We start from the raw sequence: 19,121 nt of genomic DNA on the forward strand, positions 1-19,121 counted from the left end.
GGCCGGCGCGACGACGATCCCGCGGACGAAGAGCCGTGGCGGAACCATGGTGCCCACCGTCATTCCGTGATGGTGGGCGGCGCGGCCAGGAACGGGCGCAGCTCGAGCCACTCGTGGATCGGCTCCCCGTTCGGGCCGGGCGCCGCCGACAGCTCGGCGGCCAGCTCGAGGGCCCGCTCGTAGCTGTCGACGTCGATCACCGTCCAGCCGGCGATGAGGTCCTTGGTCTCGGGGAACGGGCCGTCGGTCACCGGCGGCCGTCCCTCGCCGTCGTAGCGCACGAAGGTGCCCTCCGGGGCGAGTGCCTGGTGCTCGACGAACTCGCCGGTGGCCACGAGCTTGTCCCCGAAGTCCCGCATGTACTCGACGTGCGCGGCGATCTCCTCCGGCGTCCACTGGTCGATCGTCGTGTCGCAGTTGGCCGGGGCCGGCGCGCCGCGGTAGTGCTTCAGCAGCAGGTACTTGGCCATCGTGGTGCTCCCTCGGGGTCGGACGGCCCATTCTGGCCGCTCTCACCCCGGGGACGGAGCCGGTTCCGGCGTTTCGACATCACCGGAAGAGGTTTTTCGCGGCCGCCCTGATCGGCGGGACGGCCGCGAAAGCCCGGTTACTGGCGGTAGGACTCCACCTCGGACACCGGACGGGCCTCGGCTTCGTCCGGGTTCTCGTGGAACTCCGCCTTCGCGCGCCGCTGGCGCAGCAGGTCCCAGCACTGGTCGAGCTGCTGCTCGACCGCGGTGAGCCGGGTGCGGTCGTCACCGTCGAGGCCCACGCCGACCGACCGCGAGCGGAGCTCGTGCTCCTCCGCGATCAGCTCGTCGATCCGGCCCAGGATCTCACCGTCGGCCATCTGTTCCTCCTCTTCGCGGGTGCGCTCGTCCAGACGCTACCCCGGACCCGGGAATTCCCGCCGGGCGCGGATCGTTGACCAGGGCATGAGCACCGTTGAGCTGACCGCCGAGAACTTCGACCAGACGGTAACCGACAACGAGTTCGTCCTGATCGACTTCTGGGCGAGCTGGTGCGGGCCGTGCCGCCAGTTCGCGCCGGTCTACGAAAAGGCCTCCGAGAAGCACGAGGACATCGTCTTCGCGAGCGTCGACACGGAAGCGCAGCAGCAGCTCGCCGCGGCTTTCGACGTCCGTTCGATCCCGACGCTGGCCATCATCCGGGACAAGACGCTGATCTACGCCCAGCCCGGCGCGCTGCCCGAAGCCGCCCTCGAGGACCTGATCAAGCAGGCCCGCGAGGTCGACATGGACGAGGTCAAGCGCAAGGCCGCCGAAGCCGAGGCCGAACAGGCCTGACCACCACCACACGGCGAAGGCCGCCCCCGGGAAACCACAGGGGCGGCCTTCGCCGTGTTCGAGACAGCCGTGTTCAGGACCGGGTGGCGAGCCCGCGCAGGAAGAACGCCAGGTTGGCAGGCCGCTCGGCCAGCCGCCGCATGAAGTAGCCGTACCACTCGTCGCCGTAGGGCACGTAGACGCGCATCCGCGCCCCCGAGGCGGCGATCCGCGCCTGCTCCTCCGGCCGGATGCCATAGAGCATCTGGAACTCGTGGTCGTCGTCGGTCCGGCCGTTCTGCTCGGCCAGCGCGGCGGCGATCTCGATCATCCGCGGGTCGTGCGAGGCCACCATCGGGTAGCCCCGGCCCGCCATCAGGACGCGCAGGCAGCGGACGTAGGACTTGTCCACTTCGGACTTCTCCGGGAACGCCACCGATTCCGGCTCGGCGTAGGCACCTTTGCACAGCCGCACCCGCGAGCCGGGCCCGGACAGCTCCCGGCAGTCCTGCTCGGTGCGCCGCAGGTAGGCCTGCAGCACCGCGCCCACCCACGGGTACTCGCCGCGCAGCTCGCGCAGGATGCCGAGCGTCGAGTCCGTGGTGGTGTGGTCCTCCATGTCGAGCGTGACCGTCGCGCCGACCGCCTCGGCCGCCGCGCAGATCTTGCGCGCGTTCTCCAGGGCGACGTCCTCGCCGTTCGACGGCAGGAACTGCCCCACCGCCGACAGCTTCACCGAGACGTCGGCCCCTTCGGCCAGCCCCTCGGCCGCCAGCGCCGACAGCACGGCTTCGTAGGCCGCCACGGTCGCGGCCGCCTGCGCGGCGTCGGTGGTGTCCTCGCCGAGGTGGTCGAGGGTGATCCGGCGCCCGTCGGCGGCCAGTTCCCTGGCCACGCGGACGGCGTCGGCGGTCTCGGACCCGGCGACGAACCGGCGCACCACGGATCGCGTGGCGGGCACGGCCTCGACGAGCCGCCGGATGCCCTGCGAACGGGCGGCGGCGAGCAGCGGGGCACGCAGCATGACGGTCTCCCTCTCAGCCCTGGTGCGGGTAACGCACGCTGGTCGGCGGCACGAACGTCTCCTTGACCGAGCGCGGGCTCGTCCAGCGGAGCAGGTTGAACACCGAGCCGGCCTTGTCGTTGGTGCCCGAGGCCCGCGCCCCGCCGAACGGCTGCTGGCCGACGACCGCGCCGGTCGGCTTGTCGTTGACGTAGAAGTTGCCCGCGGCGAACTTCAGCGCCTCGGACGCCTTCGCCACGGCCGTGCGGTCGTTGGCGATGACCGCGCCGGTCAGCGCGTACGCGGCGGAGGTGTCGATCAGCTTCAGGACGTCGTCGAAGCCACCGTCCTCGTAGACGAACACCGACAGGATCGGGCCGAAGTACTCGGTCGAGAAGATCTCGTGCTTCGGGTCGTCCGAGACGAGGATCGTCGGCTTCACGAAGTAACCGACGCTGTCGTCGGCGGTGCCGCCGGTGAGGACCTCGACGGACGCGTCGTTCTTCACGCGGTCGAACAGGTCGGCGTGCTTGGTGAACGCCCGCCGGTCGATGACCGCGCCGCCGAAGTGCGAGAGGTCCGTGACGTCGCCGTAGGACAGCGCCTCGGTCTCGGCCACCAGGCCGTCCTTGAGCTCGTTCCAGACGCTGCGCGGGATGTACGCGCGCGAAGCGGCGGAGCACTTCTGGCCCTGGTACTCGAAGGCGCCGCGGACCAGCGCGGTGCGCAGCACGTCGACGTCGGCGGAGGGGTGCGCGAGCACGAAGTCCTTGCCGCCGGTCTCGCCGACCAGCCGCGGGTAGCCGCGGTAGCCGGCGATGTTCGCGCCGACCGTGCCCCACAGGTGCTGGAAGGTCGCGGTCGAGCCGGTGAAGTGGATGCCGGCCAGGTCGCGGTGGGTCAGCGCGACCTCGGAGACGGCCTTGCCGTCGCCCGGCAGCAGGTTGATCACGCCCGGCGGCATCCCGGCCTCTTCGAGCAGCCGCATGGTCAGGTGCGCGGCGAACGACTGCGTCGGCGACGGCTTCCACAGCACGGTGTTGCCCATCAGCGCGGGCGCGGTGGGCAGGTTGCCGGCGATCGCGGTGAAGTTGAACGGCGTGATCGCGTAGACGAAGCCTTCGAGCGGCCGGTGCTCCATCCGGTTCCACACGCCCGGCGAGCTGATCGGCTGCTCGGCGAGGATGCGGCGGCCGAACTCGACGTTGAAGCGCCAGAAGTCGGCCAGCTCGCAGGCGGAGTCGATCTCGGCCTGCGTCGCGGTCTTGGACTGGCCGAGCATGGTGGCCGCGTTCAGCGTGGCGCGCCACTTGCCGGTGAGCAGGTCGGCGGCGCGCAGCAGGATCGCGGCGCGGTCGTCGTAGGACAGCGCACGCCACTCCGGCGCGGCCTTCGCGGCGGCCGCGATGGCGTCGGTCGCGTCCTGCTGCGTCGCGCTGTGGATGGTGCCCAGCACGTGCGCGTGGTTGTGCGGCTGGACGACGTCGATCTTCTCGCCGCCACCGGGACGCTGCTCGCCGCCGATGGTGACGGTCAGGTCGACCGGTTCCGCCTGGCCCAGCCGCTTGAGCGCACCCTCGAGTTCCGCGCGCTCAGCGCTGCCCGGCGCGTAGGTCAGCACCGGCTCGTTCTTCGGGGCGGGGGTCTGGGTCACGGCGTCCACGGCGGCTCCTCTGCTTCGTCGTTCAGATGCCCCGAACGGTAACTCCGGACACGCTCCGGCGGCTTGTCCGATCGGCTAAAATCGCCCGGGTGAGCTTGGCTGATCGGATAACCCTGCCGTGACGTCGCTGCGCCACGTCCTGGCGACGCTGGGCGAGCCGCTCGTCGAGGTCGTCGTGGCCCCGCACGGCCTGGGCGTTCCGGTCTCCGACGTCGTGATCCTCGACCCCGAGGACCCGCTGGAAGCCTCGGCAGGCGACCTGGTGCTGGTGATCGGCGCCCGCGGCCGGGCGGCCGCCCCGGCCATCCGCGCGGCCGGGCGCGGCGGCGCGGCCGCGGTGGCGGTCAAGGGCGCCACGGGTGCCGACGTCGCCGCCGACGCGGGCGTCGCACTGCTCACGGTCGGCGCGGAGGCGCGCTGGGAGCAGGTGGAGTCGCTGGCGCGCGGGGTCGTCGAAGCCGCCCGCGCGGGCGGCGAGGCGGCCAGCGGCGAGGTGCTCGGCGACCTGTTCGCGCTGGCCCAGACGATCGCGACGCTCACCGGTGGCCTGGTCAGCATCGAGGACACGGCGAACCGCGTGCTCGCGTACTCCCGGGCGGGCGACGAGGTCGACGAGCTGCGGCGGCTGTCCATCCTCGGCCGCGAGGGCCCGGAGCGTTACCTCGCGATGCTCCGCGAATGGGGCGTCTACCAGCGGCTTCGCGCCGGGGAAGGGATCGTCCGGATCGACGAGCGCCCCGAGCTCGGCATCCGGCGGCGGATCGCGGCGGGCATCCACGCGGGCAAGCAGCCGCTCGGCACCATCTGGGTCCAGGAAGGCGCGCAGCCGCTCACCGAACGAGCCGAGACGGCGCTGCTCGGGGCGAGCCGCACGCTGGCCCCGCAGCTGATCCGGGCCCGCACGCTGCCCAGCCCGGAGCTGCGGCTGCGCGAAGACCTCCTGGCCAGTCTGCTGGAAGGCCGGCTGGACGCGGAGTCCGTCGCCGACGACATCGGGGCGGACCCGGCGCGGCCCGCCCAGGTGCTGGCGTTTTCGCTGGAACGGTCCGACAACCGGCAGCTGCGGCGGGCCGAGCTGGTCCACCTGATCGCCGTGCACACGGCGGCCTACCGGCGCAGCGCGCTGGTGAGCGTGATCGGCGGCCGCGTCTACGCGCTGCTGCCGGACCTGCCCGAGCACTCGGACGCGGCGGTGCTGGCGCTGGCCCGCGAGATCACCGCGACGGCCCGCCGTCACCTGGACGTCCCGGTCCGCGCGGCGCTCGGTGGCGTCGTCCCCCGGTTGTCGGAGGCGGCGGCGTCCCGCGGCGACGCCGACCGCGTCCTGGCCGCGATGACCCGCGGGAACTGGGCCGCGGACGTCGCTTCGCTGGCCGACGTCCGCGCCGAGGTGCTGCTGTCGGAGGTGCTGGCCTACCTGGGCGCGCAGCCGCGCATCCGCGACCCGCGGCTGACGGCACTGGTGGAGCACGACGCGGAGCACGGCGGGATCCTGGTGCCGGCCGTGCTGGCCTGGCTGAACGCGTTCGGCGACGTCCGCGCGGCGGCCCGGGTGCTCAACATCCACCCGAACACCGTCCGGTACCGCGTCCGGCGCGCGGCCGAAGTGTCCGGAGTGGACTTCGACGACCCGGCCCAACGGCTCTTGACCGAGCTGCAGTTGCGGCTGTGACCCTGCTAGCTTCGCGCACGTGGATCTCTTCTCGCGCACGTGGGCGGCGTTGCGCGCCGCGGTCGCGGCCCTTCCCGGCTCCGAATTCGCGAAGCCGTCCGGCTGCCGCGGGTGGCTGGTCCGGGACCTGGTCTGCCACCTGGTGATCGACGCGCAGGACGTGCTGATCACCCTAGCCACCCCGGCGTCCTCGGCGGTGACGCACGACGCGATCACGTACTGGGCGGTGTCTTCCTCGCTCCCTTCGGGCGAAGACCCGCTGTCGGCGCTGATCGTCCGGCTGGCGGCGGCGTACGAGGACCCGGCGCTGCTGAAGTTCCACCTGGACGACGTGGGCTCGGCGGCCGGCCGGGCGGCGGACCTGGCGGACCCGGGCATGCGGGTGTCGACGCAGGAGATGGTCCTGACCGCGGGCGACTACCTGGCGGCGTACGTGCTGGAGTGGACGCTGCACCACCTGGACCTGGTGGCGCACGTGCCGTCGGTGGCGGGGCCGCCGTCCGAGGGGCTGGCGCGGACGCGGGCGATGGTGGAGGAGATCGCGGGGGCGCAGTTCCCGGCGTCGATGCCGGACGAGGACGTGCTGCTGGTGGCCACCGGGCGCCGCAACGCCACGGACGCCGAGCGCGCCGCACTGGGCGGCCTGGCCGCGCGGCTGCCACTGGTGCTCGGGTGAGGCAGGGCGCCCTGCCTCACCCGGCTCACCTCACGCCTTCACCAAGCTGAACCGGCGCCGCTCCACGTCGACGGCTTCGATGCGGACCGGCAGCCGCGTTCCGGCTTCCGGTGCCGCGTCGGTCACCAGCAGGCCGTGGATGCCGTCCGCGACCTCGACGAACGCACCGAACGGCACCACCCGGACCACGACGCCGTCGAGGACGCCGCCCTCGGCGTGGGCCGCGAGGAACTCCTGCCACGGGGTCATGCAGTTTCACCTCCCTTCCGCGCACGTCCCGATCAGGGTGTGGGCGAGGAGGCGGCGGCCCGCGGGGCCGCCCGGAGGTCACGGCACAGCCGGGTACCCCGTCTGCTCACGGCTCGAGGCCGACCCGGCAGTCACGCGGAAAATCGTACCACCGGAATGCGCGCCGAAATTCTTTGACGCGATATCGGCGGATCAGGAAATGGGCTGACGCAGCCCCGCCAGTTCGGCCAGCGCGGCGAAGGAATCGAACCGCGCGGATTGGTCGTGGGCGGCGGTCGTGGCCAGGATTTCGTCCGCGCCGGTGAGCGCGACGAGCCGGCCCAGCCGGTCGGCCACTTCGGCGGTCGTGCCCGAAATCTGGCTGTCCAGCGTCTCTTCGAGCCGCCGTCGTTCGCGGTCGGTCATCGGTGCCGCGAGGACGTCGCCGGGCGGGTCCAGGGGCGGGAAGACGCCGTGGGAGCGCGAATAGACCGTCGCCCAGGCCTCCGAGACGAGCAGGCGGCGGGCGGCCGCCGCGGAGTCCGCCACCGCGATCGCCGAGGAGACGACGACGTACGGTTCGCGCGCCCACTCGGACGGGCGAAACCCGTCCCGGTACCGCGTCACAGCCTCGGCCAGTGCCGCTTCACCGCGCACCGGCGCGATCACCAGCGGCAGCCCGAGCTCCGCGGCGAGGTCCGCACCGGACCCGGTGGCCAGCAGGAACGGCGGCACGCGCAGGCCTTCGGCGGGGTAGGCGTGCACGCCGGGGTAAGCGTGTTCCCCGGTGAAGAACCCGAGCAGCTCGCGGACCTGCGCGCCGAAGTCGTCGGCGGCTTCTTTGCCGTGCCCCAGCGCCGATCGGACGCCGCCGGTGAAGCCGACGGACCGGCCGAGCCCCATGTCGATCCGGCCGGGGTGAAGCGCTTCCAGTACGCCGAACTGCTCCGCGACGACCAGGGGCCGGTGGTTGGGCAGCATGACGCCCCCGGTCCCGACCCGGATCCGGCTGGTCGCCCCCGCGACGGCGGCGGCGAGCACGGTCGGCGCGGAGCCGGCAACGCCGGGCACGCCGTGGTGCTCGGACACCCAGAACCGGTGGTAGCCCAGCCGTTCGATGCCCGCGGCGAAGGCGACGGTGTCCCGCAGCGCCTGCGCGGGCCCGCGATCCCGCCGCACGGGCGAGCGGTCGAGCACGGAGAACCTCACGCCGGGTGCAACGCCCGGCGCGCGGCGGGATTCCCGTCAGGGCCGCCAGCGCTCGCTGTACTCCGGGTGGTCGGCGTAGGGCAGGGCCAGCAGGCGCAGGGTGAGGCACCAGTTGGAGCCGGCCTCGTCGGCGGGCACGTGGCAGGTTTCACACCAGTATTCGCTGCCGTAGAGCGGAAAACCGGGCACCTTCTCCGACACCGTGGTGCGGTGGGCGAGCAGGATCCGCCGGGTCGCCTCGATCTCGTTGATCATCTGGTTGACCACGTCGAGCTCGAGATCGGTGAGCCCCCGGATCTTCTGCTCCACGGCGACCTTCGTCTCGCCGCGGTTCATCGCCTCGCCGGCCTTCGCCTTGTTGACGGCCTGCATGATCAACGCCTGCCGCGCGCCCACGCGCGCCGCGAGGAAAGCGATCAGGTCGTCCACGAACGGCCTCCTTCCTCGAACCCGCTGCCCGATGGTCGCCAGTCAGGGACCGCACGTTACGCCGTCGGAGACCAAGATCGTGACATCGAGTTCGGCCGTGCAACATTTGTAACCGGAAAGGCGACAGCGGGCGCTTGAGTGATCACTCGCTGTTCGGATTGGTTCTTTCGGCGGAGCGGAATTGCGCGGTGGGGCGGGGGTTTTGGTGAGGACCGCCACGGCTGTGGTCGTGGTTACAAGGGGTGGCGGATTCGCAGTGGTTCACACCACTGCGTAACACCGGGCACCGGAGCGGCCACCGGCGGCGCGATCCGGTCCGGCCGCGAGCCGTGACCCCTACTCCGGCCGGGCCTTGCTCGGCTGGACCCGCTTCGGCTCCCCCGGCATCTTCGGGTAGTCCGGCGGATACGGCAGCTCCCCCAGCCCGTGGTCCCGCAGGTCCCGCTCGTACCACTCCAGCGCCGTCTCGAGGCCGAACGGCGACGCGTCCATCCCCGCGTGCAGGTCTCCGTGCTCCTTCAAGAACGCCGGGATCGTCAGCACGTCGAAGTCGTCCGCGTCCACCTCGTCCAGCAACTCCCACGTCAGCGGGGTCGACACCGTCGCCCGGGGTGTCCCCCGGACCGACCACGCCGAGGCCACCGTGCGGTCCCGCGCCGCCTGGTTGTAGTCCAGGAACACCCTCCCGCCGCGCTCCTCCTTCCACCACGCGACCGTCGCCTTGTCGGGGATCCGGCGGGAAACCTCGCGGCCCAGTGCGATCACCGCGTGGCGGACCGCGATGAAGTCCCACTCCGGGCGGATCCTGACCAGCACGTGCACCCCGCGGCCGCCGGAGGTCTTCGGCCAGCCCGTCAGGCCCGCGTCCGCCAGCACCTCGCGGACCACCCTGGCCACCTCGACCGCGTCCGCGAAGCCCGCCCGGTCCGGCGGGTCCACGTCGATGCGGAGCTCGTCCGGGTGGTCGACGTCGGGACGGCGGACCGGCCACGGGTGGAAGTCGAACGTGCCCAGGTTGGCCGCCCACGCGAACACCGCGGGCTCGGTCGGGCACACCTCGGCCGCCTTGCGGCCCGACGGGAACGTGATCTCGGCCGTCTCGATCCACGGAGGTGCGCCCTTGGGCACGCGCTTGGCGTAGAACCACTCGCCCTCGACGCCGTCGACGTAGCGCTTCAACGTCGTCGGGCGCTCGCCGATCGCGCGCAGCAGCGGCTCGGCGACCGTGATGTAGTGCTCCACGACCTGCCGCTTCGTGATGCCGCGCTGGGGGAAGTACACCTTGTCGGGGCTCGAGACGCGGACCGTGCGCCCGCCCACCTCGTACTCGACCGGATCACCGTTCTTGGGCATGCGGCCACGCTAGCCGCCCGGAGGCCCCCCGGTAGGCTCGAACGGGTGTCCGGCCGCACCAAAACGATCGTCGCGCTCGCCGTGCTCGCCGTCTTCGCGGCGGCCGCGGTGCTGCTGCCGATCCCCGGGCCTGCCGAACTGCGGGCCTGGGCCGCCGCCACCGGCCCCGCCACGCCGCTCGTGCTGCTCGTGGCGTACTCGCTGCTCACCGTGGCGCCCATCCCGCGGACCGTGTTCAACCTGGCCGCCGGCTTGCTCGTCGGCACCGCGGCCGGGATCGCCATCGGCCTGGTCGCCACCACCATCGCGGCCGCCCTCTCCTTCGGGCTGGCCCGGCTGCTCGGCCGTGACCTGGTCACCCGGCACCTGCACCGCTCGGCGGTGAAAACGGTCAACGACCGCCTTTCCGGCGGCGGCGTCCTCGCCATCACGTCGCTGCGGCTGATCCCGGTGGTGCCGTTCGCCCCCTTCAGCTACCTCTGCGGGGTGTCCTCGGTGCGGCTCGCCCCCTACCTGGCCGGTACGCTGCTCGGGAGCGTGCCCGGCACGGTCGCCGTGGTCGTCCTCGGCGACGTCCTGACCGGCGACACGCCGCCCGCGCTGCTCGCCTGTTACGGCGTGTTCGCGCTGGCCGGAGCGATCGGCCTGGTCAAGGTGTTCAAGAAGCGGGCACCGGCCGAACCGCAGCCCGCCGGACCGGCTGGCTGACGGGAAGAGCACGCGGCCGACCGCTACACTCGATCGGGTGCGCGAAGCGGTACCGCGCTGAGCAGGGCCACCACCACCGGGAATTTCGTCAGGAGCAGTCGCCATCGACACCGGTCAGCTGATCGCGGGGCACTACCGCCTCGTCGAGCACATTGGTAGCGGTGCCATGGGTGTCGTGTGGCGCGCGACCGACGTGCGCCTCGAACGCACCGTCGCGATCAAGCAGATCCTCCCGCAGCCGGGCGTCTCCGAGACCGAGCGCGACAACATGCGCCAGCGCGCCATGCGCGAGGCGAAGAACGCCGCCCGGTTCCAGCACCCGAACGCCATCGTGGTCTTCGACATCGCCGAGCACAACGGCGACCCGTGCCTGGTGATGGAGTACCTGAACGGGCCCAGCCTCTCCACGATCCTGGCCGAGGAAGGCACGCTGCCGCTCGGCCGGGTCGCCCGGATCGGCGAGCAGGTCGCGTCCGCGCTGGTCGCCGCGCACCGCGCCGGGATCGTGCACCGCGACGTCAAGCCGGGCAACATCCTCATCGACGAGACCGGCACCGCGAAGATCACCGACTTCGGCATCTCCCGCGCGGCCGGCGACATGACGCTGACGGCGACCGGCCTGATCGGCGGCACCCCCGCGTACCTGGCGCCCGAGCTGGCCCGCGGCGCCGACCCGGTGCCCAGCTCCGACGTCTTCGCCCTCGGCGCGACCCTCTACCAGGCGATCGAGGGCACCACGCCGTACGGCAACACGACCAACCAGCTCGCGCTGCTCTACGCGGCGGCGAACGGCCAGATCAACCCGCCGGTGCAGGCGGGCGCGGCCACCGCGCTGCTGATGAGCCTGCTGCGCAGCGAGCCGGGCGAGCGGCCGAGCATGGCCGAGGCCCGCGAGCGGCTGGCCGCGCTGGCCCGCACCGAGCCGGGCGGCATGACGGCGTCCCCGCCGCTGCTGTCGGGTGGCGGGGGCCGCAAGCCCGCGGCGCCGGCGTCTTCGGACGACGGCGAGCGGCCGCCGTGGCAGCGCACGGCGGGCGCGGCACCGTCGTCCCCGCCGGTCGGCACGCCCGTACCGGCGAACAAGCCCGCGGCCAAGGCGGCGTCGAACCCGCCGCGCCCGACCGCGGCGTTCATGCCGATGCGGTCCCCGGCCGCGCCGCCGAACACCCCGCCGAGACCGATGCCCGCGGCCGCGCCGTCGGCCAGGGCGCCCCAGTACTCGTCGAACGCGCCGAAGCCGGACAACAAGCGCAAGTACGCGGTGTTCGCCGGGGCCGGCGCGGCGGTCGTCGTGGTCGCGGTGATCGTGTTCCTGGTCCTGAACTCCGGCAACGGCGGTTCGGGCGGCACCACGACCGCCCAGTCGCCGGGCAACCAGCCGACCACGGGCCACAGCTCCTCCAAGACGAACAGCCCGAGCGACGACGCACCGGCTTCCGCCAAGCTCGGCCAGACGCCGTCCGAAGGCAAGATCAGCGACTACGGTTCCGCCGGGCGGCTTCTCGCCGACCGGTTCTACGCAAACCCCGCCGGGAACTGGAGCCTGCTGACCCCGGCGGCCCAGCAGGTCTACGGCAGCGAGCAGCAGTTCCAGGATTACTGGTCCGGCCAGACGGTGCCCACCTACGGCAAGGCGCGAGCCGACTCCGGCGGCGCCAACGCCGACGGGTCGATCACCATCAACATGGACCTCGGCAGCCAGTCGCGCCGCCCCTTCCGGATCGTTATGGTCGGCGGCCAGATGCTGATCGACAGCAACACCAAGCTCGACGCGTCCGCCACCGGGCAGTGAGACTTAACGCGCGTCCGGTGGGCTGAGGGGCCCGGATGGCCTACCGTGGTGGCATGGCCGACGACGGAGCTTCGCTGCCGGGCCAGAATCCTCGCTTCCACGAGGACCTGGTCGGCCTGGACCCGTACGACCCGGAGGCGCGCGCGTTCGCCGAGCACCTCGACCGCATCGAACGGTGCGGCCCGAACTTCACCATCGAAGCCGCCCTCGACGGCGTGGCCGACTTCGCCGACTCCAGCAACCGGCTCGGCGGGCTGCGCTACTGGGTGTCCGCCCTGATCGTCGTGCTCATCGTGCTCGGCGTGATCGTGGCCGCATGGGACATCGTGGTGCACGCCCTCGCCTGGCTCGCGGCGTAACGTGGGGCGGGTGAAAGGTATGAAACCCGTTGTCGGCGCGACCCCGCGCGTCGTGAAGTCCGAGCAGGAGTGGCGGGCGCAGCTCAGCCCCGACGAGTACGCCGTGCTCCGCCAGGCGGGGACCGAACGGCCCTTCACCGGCGAGTACACCGACACCAAGACCACCGGCGTCTACGAGTGCCGCGCCTGCGGTGCCGAGCTGTTCCGCAGCGACACGAAGTTCGAGAGCCACTGCGGCTGGCCGTCGTTCTACGACCCGGCCGACTCCGACGCCGTGCTGCTGCGCGAAGACCGCACCATGGGCATGAAGCGCATCGAGGTGCTCTGCGGCTCCTGCCACAGCCACCTCGGGCACGTCTTCGAAGGCGAGGGGTACCCGACCCCGACCGACCAGCGCTACTGCATCAACTCGATCTCGCTGAAGCTGGTCCCCCAGGCGTGAGAACGCCCAGCCTAAATCTCCCTTAAGCGAGCAACCCGCCGCCCTTCCTCGAACGTAGTCTCCGCACACGGACGAGGGAGGGCGGACTCATGACCGACACCTGGGGCATTCCCGGACCGGTGTTCGCGGGGCTCTACGGCGGCCTGCTGCTCCTGACGGCGCTGGCCGCCGCGGTGCGGGGTGCGCTGGTGCTGCGCGGCCGCGCGGGCGACGGCCCGAACCGGCCCGAAGAGCTGGCCGTGCTGACCGGCGGCCGCCGCCGCTTCGGCGAGTACGTCGTCGCCGGCCTGCTGGAGCAGCAGGTGATCCGCCTGGCGGGCAACGGCAGGCTCAGCCGCGTCAAGGGCACGGCCGCCGACCCCGTCGGCCGCGAGGCGCTGAGCCGGATCGGCAAGAACGGCTCCTCGATCGAGCGGGTGTGCGACGCCGCCGCGGACCACAAAGCCGCCCGTGAACTCGAAGCTGCGCTCATCGGCCGCGGCCTCCTCGCCGATCCGCGGAAGCTGCGCTCGACCTGGATCGCCACCGCGGTGGCCTACTGGGCGGTGGTCGCCCTCGGCCTGGTCCGGCTGATCGCCGGGGCGAGCACCGGGCACCCGGTGGGGATCCTGCTGGGCCTGCTCGCCGTGGGCACCGTCATCGCGATCGCCACCACGGTCAAGGCGCGGAACCGGCCGGCGGTCAAGGCCACCTTCGCGGGCCGGGCGGCGGCCCGCCGGGCCGGCACGCTGTCGACCGGCGCGACCGCGGCCGTCGCCGCGGACGGGCTGGCCGGGCACCCCGACCAGGACGTCCGCGCCGCCGTCACCCGGGCCGCGCAGCACGCCACCACCCGCCTCCACAACCGCCGCACCCGCCTGGCCGGGGCCGGCGGCGGCACCGCCGTCGGCTTCTACGGCGGCAGCTCGTGCGGCGGGGGCAGCAGCTCCTGCGGGGGTGGGGGCGGCTGCGGCGGAGGCGGGGGCGGCGGGGGCTGCGGCGGTTGAAACGCCGACGCGAGCACGTGCGTCTCACAGCTACGGTAACCGCGACACACTGAGGGGAGACGGGCGATGGACGACCCGTGGGGCATTTCCGGACCGGATTTCGTGGTCCTCTACATCGCGTTGCTCGGCGCGGTCCTGCTGATCAGGGTCGTCGCGTCCGGGGTGGTGAACAGCCGGGCGAGGCGGGCGGACGACGTGCCGCCCGGTCCGCCGCCGACCGTCTACCAGCTCGCCTTCCTCGCCGGCGGCCCCGACCGGGCCACCGACGCGGCGATCGCGGCGCTGGTCGAGCGCGGGCAGCTGCGCGTCAACAGCTACAAGCAGGTCAGCCAGGCCGGGACGCGGCCGTACGAGCCGCTGGAGCAGGCGGTCTTCGACGCGGCACAGCTGAAGACGACGGCGACGCTGCGGGCGTACGGCCGCCAGTCGGCGGCGATGCGGGCCCTCGAAGAGGGGCTGGACCAGCGCGGCCTGCTGGCCTCGGCGGCCGCCAAGCGGCAGGTGCGGACGTTCGTGCTCCTCCTGCAGCTGGCCGTGCTGGCGCTCGGCGTGGCCCGGCTGGTCAACGGCATCTCGCTCGGCCGCCCGGTCGGGATCCTGGTGTTCCTGGTGCTCGTGGCGGCGGTCCTGACGGTCGCGTCGGCGGTCCGCCGGTCGAAGACCGGGCCCCGGCAGCCGTCGGCCGCCGGGCACCGCCTGCTCGGCCAGGCCCGGGCGGCGGCGAGCGGACCGGTCCCGGCGGGCATGCTGGCCGGCGGCGTCCTGCTCGGCGGGGCGGCGGCCGCGGTCGCGCTGGGCGGCTGGGCGATGTACCCGGACGAGGAGCTCAGCGCGGCGTTGGCCCCGCCGGTCACCTACGGCGGCGGTGGCTCGTCGGGGTCGTCCGGGTCGTCGTGCAGCAGCGGGTCGTCGTGCTCGAGTTCGTCGTGCAGCAGCGGCTCGTCGTGCGGAGGCGGCGGCTGCGGCGGAGGGGGTTGCGGTGGGTGAGCTGGGCATCGGCATCGGCTGGCGGCACGAGCTGGACCTGTCCATCGCGCGGCTGCCGGGCGTGGACTGGGTCGAGGTCGTCGCCGAGAACCTGCACGCCGACCACCTGCCGGAGACGCTGGTGGCGCTGCGCGAGCGGGGCCTGCCGGTGCTGCCGCACGCGGTCTCGCTGTCCCTCGGCGGGGCCGAGCCCCTGGACACCGGCCGCGTCCAGCACCTGGCGGAGATCGCCAGGGCCCTGGACGCGCCGCTGGTCAGCGACCACGTCTGCTTCGTGCGCGCGGGCGGCCTCGATTCGGGGCACCTGATGCCGCTGCCCCGCACGCGCGAGGCGCTGGACGTGCTGGTGGCGAACGTCCGGCTGGCCCAGTCCATCGTGGACGTGCCGCTGGCGCTGGAGAACATCGCCGCGGTGCTCGACTGGCCGGACGCCGAGCTGACCGAGGAGCAGTTCCTCACCGAGCTGACCGACCGGACCGGCTGCCTGCTGATCATCGACGTGGCGAACCTGTACGCCAACGCCCGCAACATCGGCACGGACCCGGAGGCGTTCCTGGACGGCATCCCGTGGGAGAGGCTGGCGTACGTGCACATGGCGGGCGGCATCGAGCGCGACGGCGTCTACCACGACACGCACGCGCACCCGGTGCTGCCGGAGGTGCTGGCGTTGCTGACGGAGCTCCGCCGCCGCACGGACCCGCCGGGCGTGCTGCTGGAACGCGACGACGACTACCCGACCGACGCCGAGCTGGCGGCGGAACTGGCAGCGCTGCGGGCGGCGGTGACGGCGTGAGCCGCGAGGAGCTGGCTCGCCGCCAGGCGGAGCTGCTGCACGCGCTGCTGGCCGGCGGGCCGCCACCGGAGGGCTTCGACGCCGGACGGCTGCGGGTGGAGGCGACGGTGCTGCGGCGCAAGCACGGGCGGGTGCTGGCCTACCAGCGGCCCGAACTGGCGGAGGCGCTGGGCGAGCGGTTCGGGCCGCTGTTCGCGCAGTTCAACCGGGGCCGCCCGAAGAAGGCGGCGGAGAGATCGGGAGCGTACGCGGACGAGTTCATGAGGTGGCTGATCGAGGGCGGCCACCTGCCAAAGCCGAAGCGGCGGCTGGTGGACCGGCTTCGGCGCCGCTAGGGCGGCCTCGGGTCACCGCCGCGGCAGGCTTCGGTGCTGTCATCGGTGATGACGCCCGCCTGAAGGAAATCATGCGCAAGTTCAGACGTGGCTTCTGGAATCAAAGGATGCAGAAAGTGTTGATCCCGCTGTGCGCGATACAGCTGGCCGGATTCGTCGTCGATGTCACTGTATTTCATCAGCAGCTGGTATAGGTCGCCTCATGGCCTCCAGCGGTGTAGACGGCACCATGTCGGCCCCGACCTGGACCGCGCCCAAGATCAGCGATCTTGAGCCAAAGTCAGGTAAGGTGACGGAATGGTCATGCGGGTGGCGATTCCCGTGCTGCCGTGCCGAGATGTGCAGGCAGCGCGGTCGTACTTCACGGACACGCTCGGATTCGACACCATATTCACCTGGGAAACCCCACCGAGCTACGCGGCCGTGATCCGCGACACCGCCGAGTTCCACCTGTACGCCGAAAGCAGCGTCGGCCCGGCCAGGGTGACGGTTATCGTCGACGACGTCGATTCCTGCCACGACGAGCTGCGCGCCCGCGGCGCCGACATCGTCGAGCCACCGGCTGACCGGCCCTACGGGATGCGCGACTTCAACGTACGGACACCCGATGGGCACTTGTTGATCTTCAGCCAGCCGCTCACCGAAAACGGGTGACCATCAGCGGACCAGCCGGAAGAATGACCGGACCTCTTCGACGAACAACGCCGGCTGCTCGAACGCCCTGAAGTGGCCGGGCTCGTTCCAGCACCGGATGTTCGGGAACCGGCGCTCCGCCAATCGCCGAGACGGGCACTGCAGCTCCTCGGGGAAGACCGAACAGCCGGTGGGTACGGTCACCGGCGCGCCGGCCGAGCCGGAGATCCATTCGTTGACCTGCCGGAGGCTTTCCCGGTACAGCCGGGCGGATGAGGCACCGGTGCCGGGCAGCCAGTAGAGCATCACTCCAGCGGTTTCGGATCGGACCGCGGCCGGGCCGCCTTCCTGCCCGTCCACAATTCCGCCGGGGTGTGGACAACCACGCTGTGACCAGGCCTTTTGTCGGCCACCGCCGATAGACTGGAACTGGGACCGGCCCCCTGGGGTGGGTGGGCTCTGTTCTGGGGCGGGGCTGCTCCGGGGCGGGACCGGCTGCGGCGCCGCTAGGGTGTCCAGGTCGGTTTGTCGACTCCCGGCTCCCGCGTCCCGAACTCCCAGTAAGGCTGCGCCCCCGGCAACCCACCCGCCATCTTCACCCGCGTCAGCCGCCCGTACCCGCTGTCCGCCTCCTCCAGCAGGTCGCCGAAGTCGACGCCGGCCGAAGCCAAAGCCGAATCTCTGCGCCCCAAAGAATCCAGCCACCGGCCCGTCCCGGCCAGGGACAGCCGGGCCCGCCACGTGCCTCCGTCGGTCACCTGGCGGTGCAGCGCCGTCATCACCGCCGCCGCCGTGAGCCAGCCCGTGGCGTGGTCCAAAGCCTGGACCGGGAGCGGCGACGGCGGGTCGCCGAACGCCAGGCCGCTCGACATCTGGACCAGGCTGTCGAACCCGCGCCGGCGGGCCCACGGGCCCTCCCAGCCGTATGCGCTCAGGTCCGCGACCACCAGGCCCGGCCGCAGCTCGGCCAGCTCCTCCGTGCCGAAGCCGATCTTCGCCAGCGCGCCCGGCCGGAACGACTGCACCAGCACGTCCGCCCGGCTGATCAGCTTCTTCAGCCGCGCGCGGCCGCCCTCGGTGTCCAGGGCGACGAACGTCGAGCGCTTGCCCTGGTTCGTGTCGCGCACCAGCGCCTCGACCCGCGGCAGGTGCGCGGCCCCGACGTGCAGGACGTCCGCGCCGTGCGCTGCCAGTACGCGGCCGGCCACCGGGCCCGCCAGCACGTGCGTCAGCTCCAGCACCCGGATGCCGCCCAGCGGCCGGTCCGAGTAGAACAACGTCCTCTTCGGCGCGTCGGCGACCGGGGAAAGCGAAACCAGCGGCAGTGAAGCCACCGCCTGCCCCTGCGGGTGCGCCGCCCACTCCGCCGGGGACCGCAGCTCGGCGGCCGCTCCCCCGGCGGCGACGACCGCGTGCTCGACCTCCCGCGCGCTCCGCCCGGCGACCGCCTTCTCGACCGCGCCGCGCGTCCCGGGCACGCCGAGGCCCCAGCACACCGCCGCTTCGTGCCGTGGGTAGTTGCAGTGCAGGCGCACCCAGCCGTCCGCCGTGCGGTAGTCGCCCGACAGCGGTGCCCAGACGGACTCCGCGCCGGCACCGTCCACCTTCAGCAGCTGCTCGCTGCGGAACGCCGCCGCCGCGTGCCGGGTGTCCGCGGTGACCACGCCCGGCTCGATGTCGCGCAGGCGGAGCATCTCCGCGGCCGCCAGGGTGGCCGCCGCGATCGACGCGGTGGCGGCCGCCGCCACCCGGTACGGGCCGGGCAGCACGTCCTCGGTGCCGGTCAGTTCGAAGGGCCCCGGCGCGGACCCGGTGAGGGCGTCCCAGACCCCCGAGACGATGTCGCGCACTACGGGAGCGCCGCGACGAGCTCGGCCGGCGGCACGCGGGTGCCGGTGTAGAACGGGATTTCCTCGCGCACGTGCAGCCGCGCCTCGGTGCCGCGCAGGTGGCGCATGAGGTCGACGATCCGGTGCAGCTCGTCGGCCTCGAAGGCGAGGATCCACTCGTAGTCGCCCAGCGCGAACGACGCGACGGTGTTCGCGCGCACGTCCGGGTAGTCGCGGGCTTCCTTGCCGTGGTCGGCGAGCATCTTGCGGCGCTCGGCGTCCGGCAGCAGGTACCACTCGTAGGACCGCACGAACGGGTAGACGCAGACGTACTTGCGCGCCTCTTCCCCGGCCAGGAAGGCCGGGATGTGGCTCTTGTTGAACTCGGCGGGCCGGTGCAGCGCGGTCTGGCTCCAGACCGGCGTCGACGCGCGGCCCAGCGGCGTCCGGCGGAACCCGGCGTAGGCGGCCTGGACCTGCTCGATCTCCTCGGCGTGCCACCAGATCATGTAGTCGGCGTCGGCGCGCAGCGCGGACAGGTCGTAGACGCCGCGCACGGCGACGCCCTTGGCTTCGAGACCGTCCAGGTACTCCGTGGTCTCACGGCCGGCGGTTCCCCGGTCCTCACCCAGCCTGCCCGGTTCGATCCGGAAGACCGACCAGGTCGTGTAGCGGATGGTGTCGTTGAGCTCGTTGTAGTTGACCCGCGCCATGAGTCCATCCTGTCACCGCGGGCGC

24 protein-coding genes are annotated in these 19,121 nt (G+C 72.5%); 12 read left to right on the forward strand and 12 right to left on the reverse strand.

Annotated features, from left to right (window positions below; genetic code table 11):
* Positions 1 to 59 precede the first annotated feature (59 nt).
* Together ABZX11_RS37265 and ABZX11_RS37270 are read right to left on the reverse strand one after the other, a co-directional pair.
* The gene (locus ABZX11_RS37265; protein ID WP_176176158.1) at positions 60 to 470 is read right to left on the reverse strand and encodes a YciI family protein; all 411 of its coding nucleotides are present in this window, start codon (positions 468 to 470) and stop codon (positions 60 to 62) included.
* Positions 471 to 607: 137 nt separating this feature from the next.
* A complete protein-coding gene (locus ABZX11_RS37270) occupies positions 608 to 850 on the reverse strand; it encodes a DUF2630 family protein (RefSeq protein ID WP_176176157.1) in 243 nt (80 codons plus the stop codon).
* A gap of 85 nt (positions 851 to 935) precedes the next feature.
* Between ABZX11_RS37270 and trxA the strand changes: the two genes are divergently transcribed.
* Entirely contained in the window at positions 936 to 1,307 is a 372-nt protein-coding gene (gene trxA / locus ABZX11_RS37275; protein ID WP_176176156.1) for a thioredoxin, read from the forward strand.
* Between the two features lie 73 nt (positions 1,308 to 1,380).
* Here trxA and ABZX11_RS37280 read toward each other — a convergent pair whose 3' ends face one another.
* Positions 1,381 to 2,310: a proline dehydrogenase family protein gene (locus tag ABZX11_RS37280; protein ID WP_354922365.1), complete on the reverse strand. Its 930-nt coding sequence runs from the start codon at positions 2,308 to 2,310 to the stop codon at positions 1,381 to 1,383.
* A gap of 13 nt (positions 2,311 to 2,323) precedes the next feature.
* Positions 2,324 to 3,952: an L-glutamate gamma-semialdehyde dehydrogenase gene (gene pruA, locus ABZX11_RS37285; protein WP_354922368.1), complete on the reverse strand. Its 1,629-nt coding sequence runs from the start codon at positions 3,950 to 3,952 to the stop codon at positions 2,324 to 2,326.
* 118 nt (positions 3,953 to 4,070) lie between these two features.
* Between pruA and ABZX11_RS37290 the strand changes: the two genes are divergently transcribed.
* Both ABZX11_RS37290 and ABZX11_RS37295 read left to right on the forward strand, forming a co-directional pair.
* A complete protein-coding gene (locus ABZX11_RS37290) occupies positions 4,071 to 5,624 on the forward strand; it encodes a helix-turn-helix domain-containing protein (RefSeq protein WP_354922371.1) in 1,554 nt (517 codons plus the stop codon).
* Between the two features lie 19 nt (positions 5,625 to 5,643).
* On the forward strand, positions 5,644 to 6,300 hold the full coding sequence (locus ABZX11_RS37295; RefSeq protein ID WP_354922374.1) for a maleylpyruvate isomerase N-terminal domain-containing protein: 657 nt from the start codon (positions 5,644 to 5,646) through the stop codon (positions 6,298 to 6,300).
* Between the two features lie 30 nt (positions 6,301 to 6,330).
* Here ABZX11_RS37295 and ABZX11_RS37300 read toward each other — a convergent pair whose 3' ends face one another.
* The 4 genes from ABZX11_RS37300 to ABZX11_RS37315 all read right to left on the reverse strand — a co-directional run bounded on the left by ABZX11_RS37300 (position 6,331) and on the right by ABZX11_RS37315 (position 9,519).
* Complete coding sequence (locus ABZX11_RS37300) at positions 6,331 to 6,549, reverse strand: S1 RNA-binding domain-containing protein (protein ID WP_176176151.1); 219 nt, start codon at positions 6,547 to 6,549, stop codon at positions 6,331 to 6,333.
* Positions 6,550 to 6,741: 192 nt separating this feature from the next.
* Complete coding sequence (locus ABZX11_RS37305; protein WP_354922378.1) at positions 6,742 to 7,737, reverse strand: LLM class flavin-dependent oxidoreductase; 996 nt, start codon at positions 7,735 to 7,737, stop codon at positions 6,742 to 6,744.
* A 36-nt stretch (positions 7,738 to 7,773) separates the two neighbouring features.
* Positions 7,774 to 8,166 (reverse strand): DUF6221 family protein, encoded by a 393-nt coding sequence (locus ABZX11_RS37310; protein ID WP_003068867.1) that lies wholly within the window; start codon positions 8,164 to 8,166, stop codon positions 7,774 to 7,776.
* 336 nt (positions 8,167 to 8,502) lie between these two features.
* Positions 8,503 to 9,519 carry a DNA polymerase domain-containing protein gene (locus tag ABZX11_RS37315; protein WP_354922381.1) on the reverse strand — a complete coding sequence of 339 codons (1,017 nt, stop codon included), beginning with the start codon at positions 9,517 to 9,519 and terminating at the stop codon, positions 8,503 to 8,505.
* A 45-nt stretch (positions 9,520 to 9,564) separates the two neighbouring features.
* On the opposite strand from ABZX11_RS37315, the gene ABZX11_RS37320 reads away from it, so the two are divergent.
* The 8 genes from ABZX11_RS37320 to ABZX11_RS37355 all read left to right on the forward strand — a co-directional run bounded on the left by ABZX11_RS37320 (position 9,565) and on the right by ABZX11_RS37355 (position 15,921).
* Positions 9,565 to 10,227, forward strand: coding sequence for a TVP38/TMEM64 family protein (locus tag ABZX11_RS37320; protein WP_176176148.1), 663 nt, complete (start codon positions 9,565 to 9,567; stop codon positions 10,225 to 10,227).
* 118 nt (positions 10,228 to 10,345) lie between these two features.
* A complete protein-coding gene (locus ABZX11_RS37325) occupies positions 10,346 to 12,019 on the forward strand; it encodes a protein kinase (protein WP_354922500.1) in 1,674 nt (557 codons plus the stop codon).
* Positions 12,020 to 12,072: 53 nt separating this feature from the next.
* Positions 12,073 to 12,378, forward strand: coding sequence for a hypothetical protein (locus tag ABZX11_RS37330; RefSeq protein ID WP_176176147.1), 306 nt, complete (start codon positions 12,073 to 12,075; stop codon positions 12,376 to 12,378).
* 19 nt (positions 12,379 to 12,397) lie between these two features.
* Positions 12,398 to 12,820, forward strand: a complete 423-nt coding sequence (gene msrB, locus ABZX11_RS37335; RefSeq protein WP_176176146.1) for a peptide-methionine (R)-S-oxide reductase MsrB — start codon at positions 12,398 to 12,400, stop codon at positions 12,818 to 12,820.
* Between the two features lie 89 nt (positions 12,821 to 12,909).
* Positions 12,910 to 13,806, forward strand: coding sequence for a TIGR04222 domain-containing membrane protein (locus ABZX11_RS37340; protein WP_354922386.1), 897 nt, complete (start codon positions 12,910 to 12,912; stop codon positions 13,804 to 13,806).
* Between the two features lie 66 nt (positions 13,807 to 13,872).
* Positions 13,873 to 14,793, forward strand: a complete 921-nt coding sequence (locus ABZX11_RS37345; RefSeq protein WP_354922389.1) for a TIGR04222 domain-containing membrane protein — start codon at positions 13,873 to 13,875, stop codon at positions 14,791 to 14,793.
* The gene (locus ABZX11_RS37350) at positions 14,786 to 15,586 is read left to right on the forward strand and encodes a DUF692 domain-containing protein (RefSeq protein WP_176176143.1); all 801 of its coding nucleotides are present in this window, start codon (positions 14,786 to 14,788) and stop codon (positions 15,584 to 15,586) included. Before ABZX11_RS37345 ends, ABZX11_RS37350 begins: the two co-directional genes overlap by 8 nt.
* The gene (locus tag ABZX11_RS37355; protein WP_354922392.1) at positions 15,583 to 15,921 is read left to right on the forward strand and encodes a hypothetical protein; all 339 of its coding nucleotides are present in this window, start codon (positions 15,583 to 15,585) and stop codon (positions 15,919 to 15,921) included. Before ABZX11_RS37350 ends, ABZX11_RS37355 begins: the two co-directional genes overlap by 4 nt.
* On the opposite strand, the gene ABZX11_RS37360 is transcribed toward ABZX11_RS37355, so the two are convergent.
* Positions 15,918 to 16,100, reverse strand: a complete 183-nt coding sequence (locus tag ABZX11_RS37360; protein ID WP_354922395.1) for a hypothetical protein — start codon at positions 16,098 to 16,100, stop codon at positions 15,918 to 15,920. The genes ABZX11_RS37355 and ABZX11_RS37360 overlap by 4 nt on opposite strands.
* A 118-nt stretch (positions 16,101 to 16,218) precedes the next feature.
* On the opposite strand from ABZX11_RS37360, the gene ABZX11_RS37365 reads away from it, so the two are divergent.
* Positions 16,219 to 16,575 (forward strand): VOC family protein, encoded by a 357-nt coding sequence (locus ABZX11_RS37365; protein ID WP_354922398.1) that lies wholly within the window; start codon positions 16,219 to 16,221, stop codon positions 16,573 to 16,575.
* Between the two features lie 3 nt (positions 16,576 to 16,578).
* On the opposite strand, the gene ABZX11_RS37370 is transcribed toward ABZX11_RS37365, so the two are convergent.
* The 3 genes from ABZX11_RS37370 to hemQ form a co-directional block, all read right to left on the reverse strand.
* The gene (locus ABZX11_RS37370) at positions 16,579 to 16,860 is read right to left on the reverse strand and encodes a hypothetical protein (RefSeq protein ID WP_354922401.1); all 282 of its coding nucleotides are present in this window, start codon (positions 16,858 to 16,860) and stop codon (positions 16,579 to 16,581) included.
* Positions 16,861 to 17,060: 200 nt separating this feature from the next.
* Positions 17,061 to 18,404, reverse strand: coding sequence for a CoA transferase (locus tag ABZX11_RS37375; RefSeq protein ID WP_354922404.1), 1,344 nt, complete (start codon positions 18,402 to 18,404; stop codon positions 17,061 to 17,063).
* Positions 18,404 to 19,096, reverse strand: coding sequence for a hydrogen peroxide-dependent heme synthase (gene hemQ, locus ABZX11_RS37380; RefSeq protein WP_176176138.1), 693 nt, complete (start codon positions 19,094 to 19,096; stop codon positions 18,404 to 18,406). Before hemQ ends, ABZX11_RS37375 begins: the two co-directional genes overlap by 1 nt.
* Between the last annotated feature and the right edge of the window lie 25 nt (positions 19,097 to 19,121).

It is taken from the genome of Amycolatopsis sp. NPDC004169 (assembly GCF_040610315.1).
Lineage (GTDB): Bacteria > Actinomycetota > Actinomycetes > Mycobacteriales > Pseudonocardiaceae > Amycolatopsis.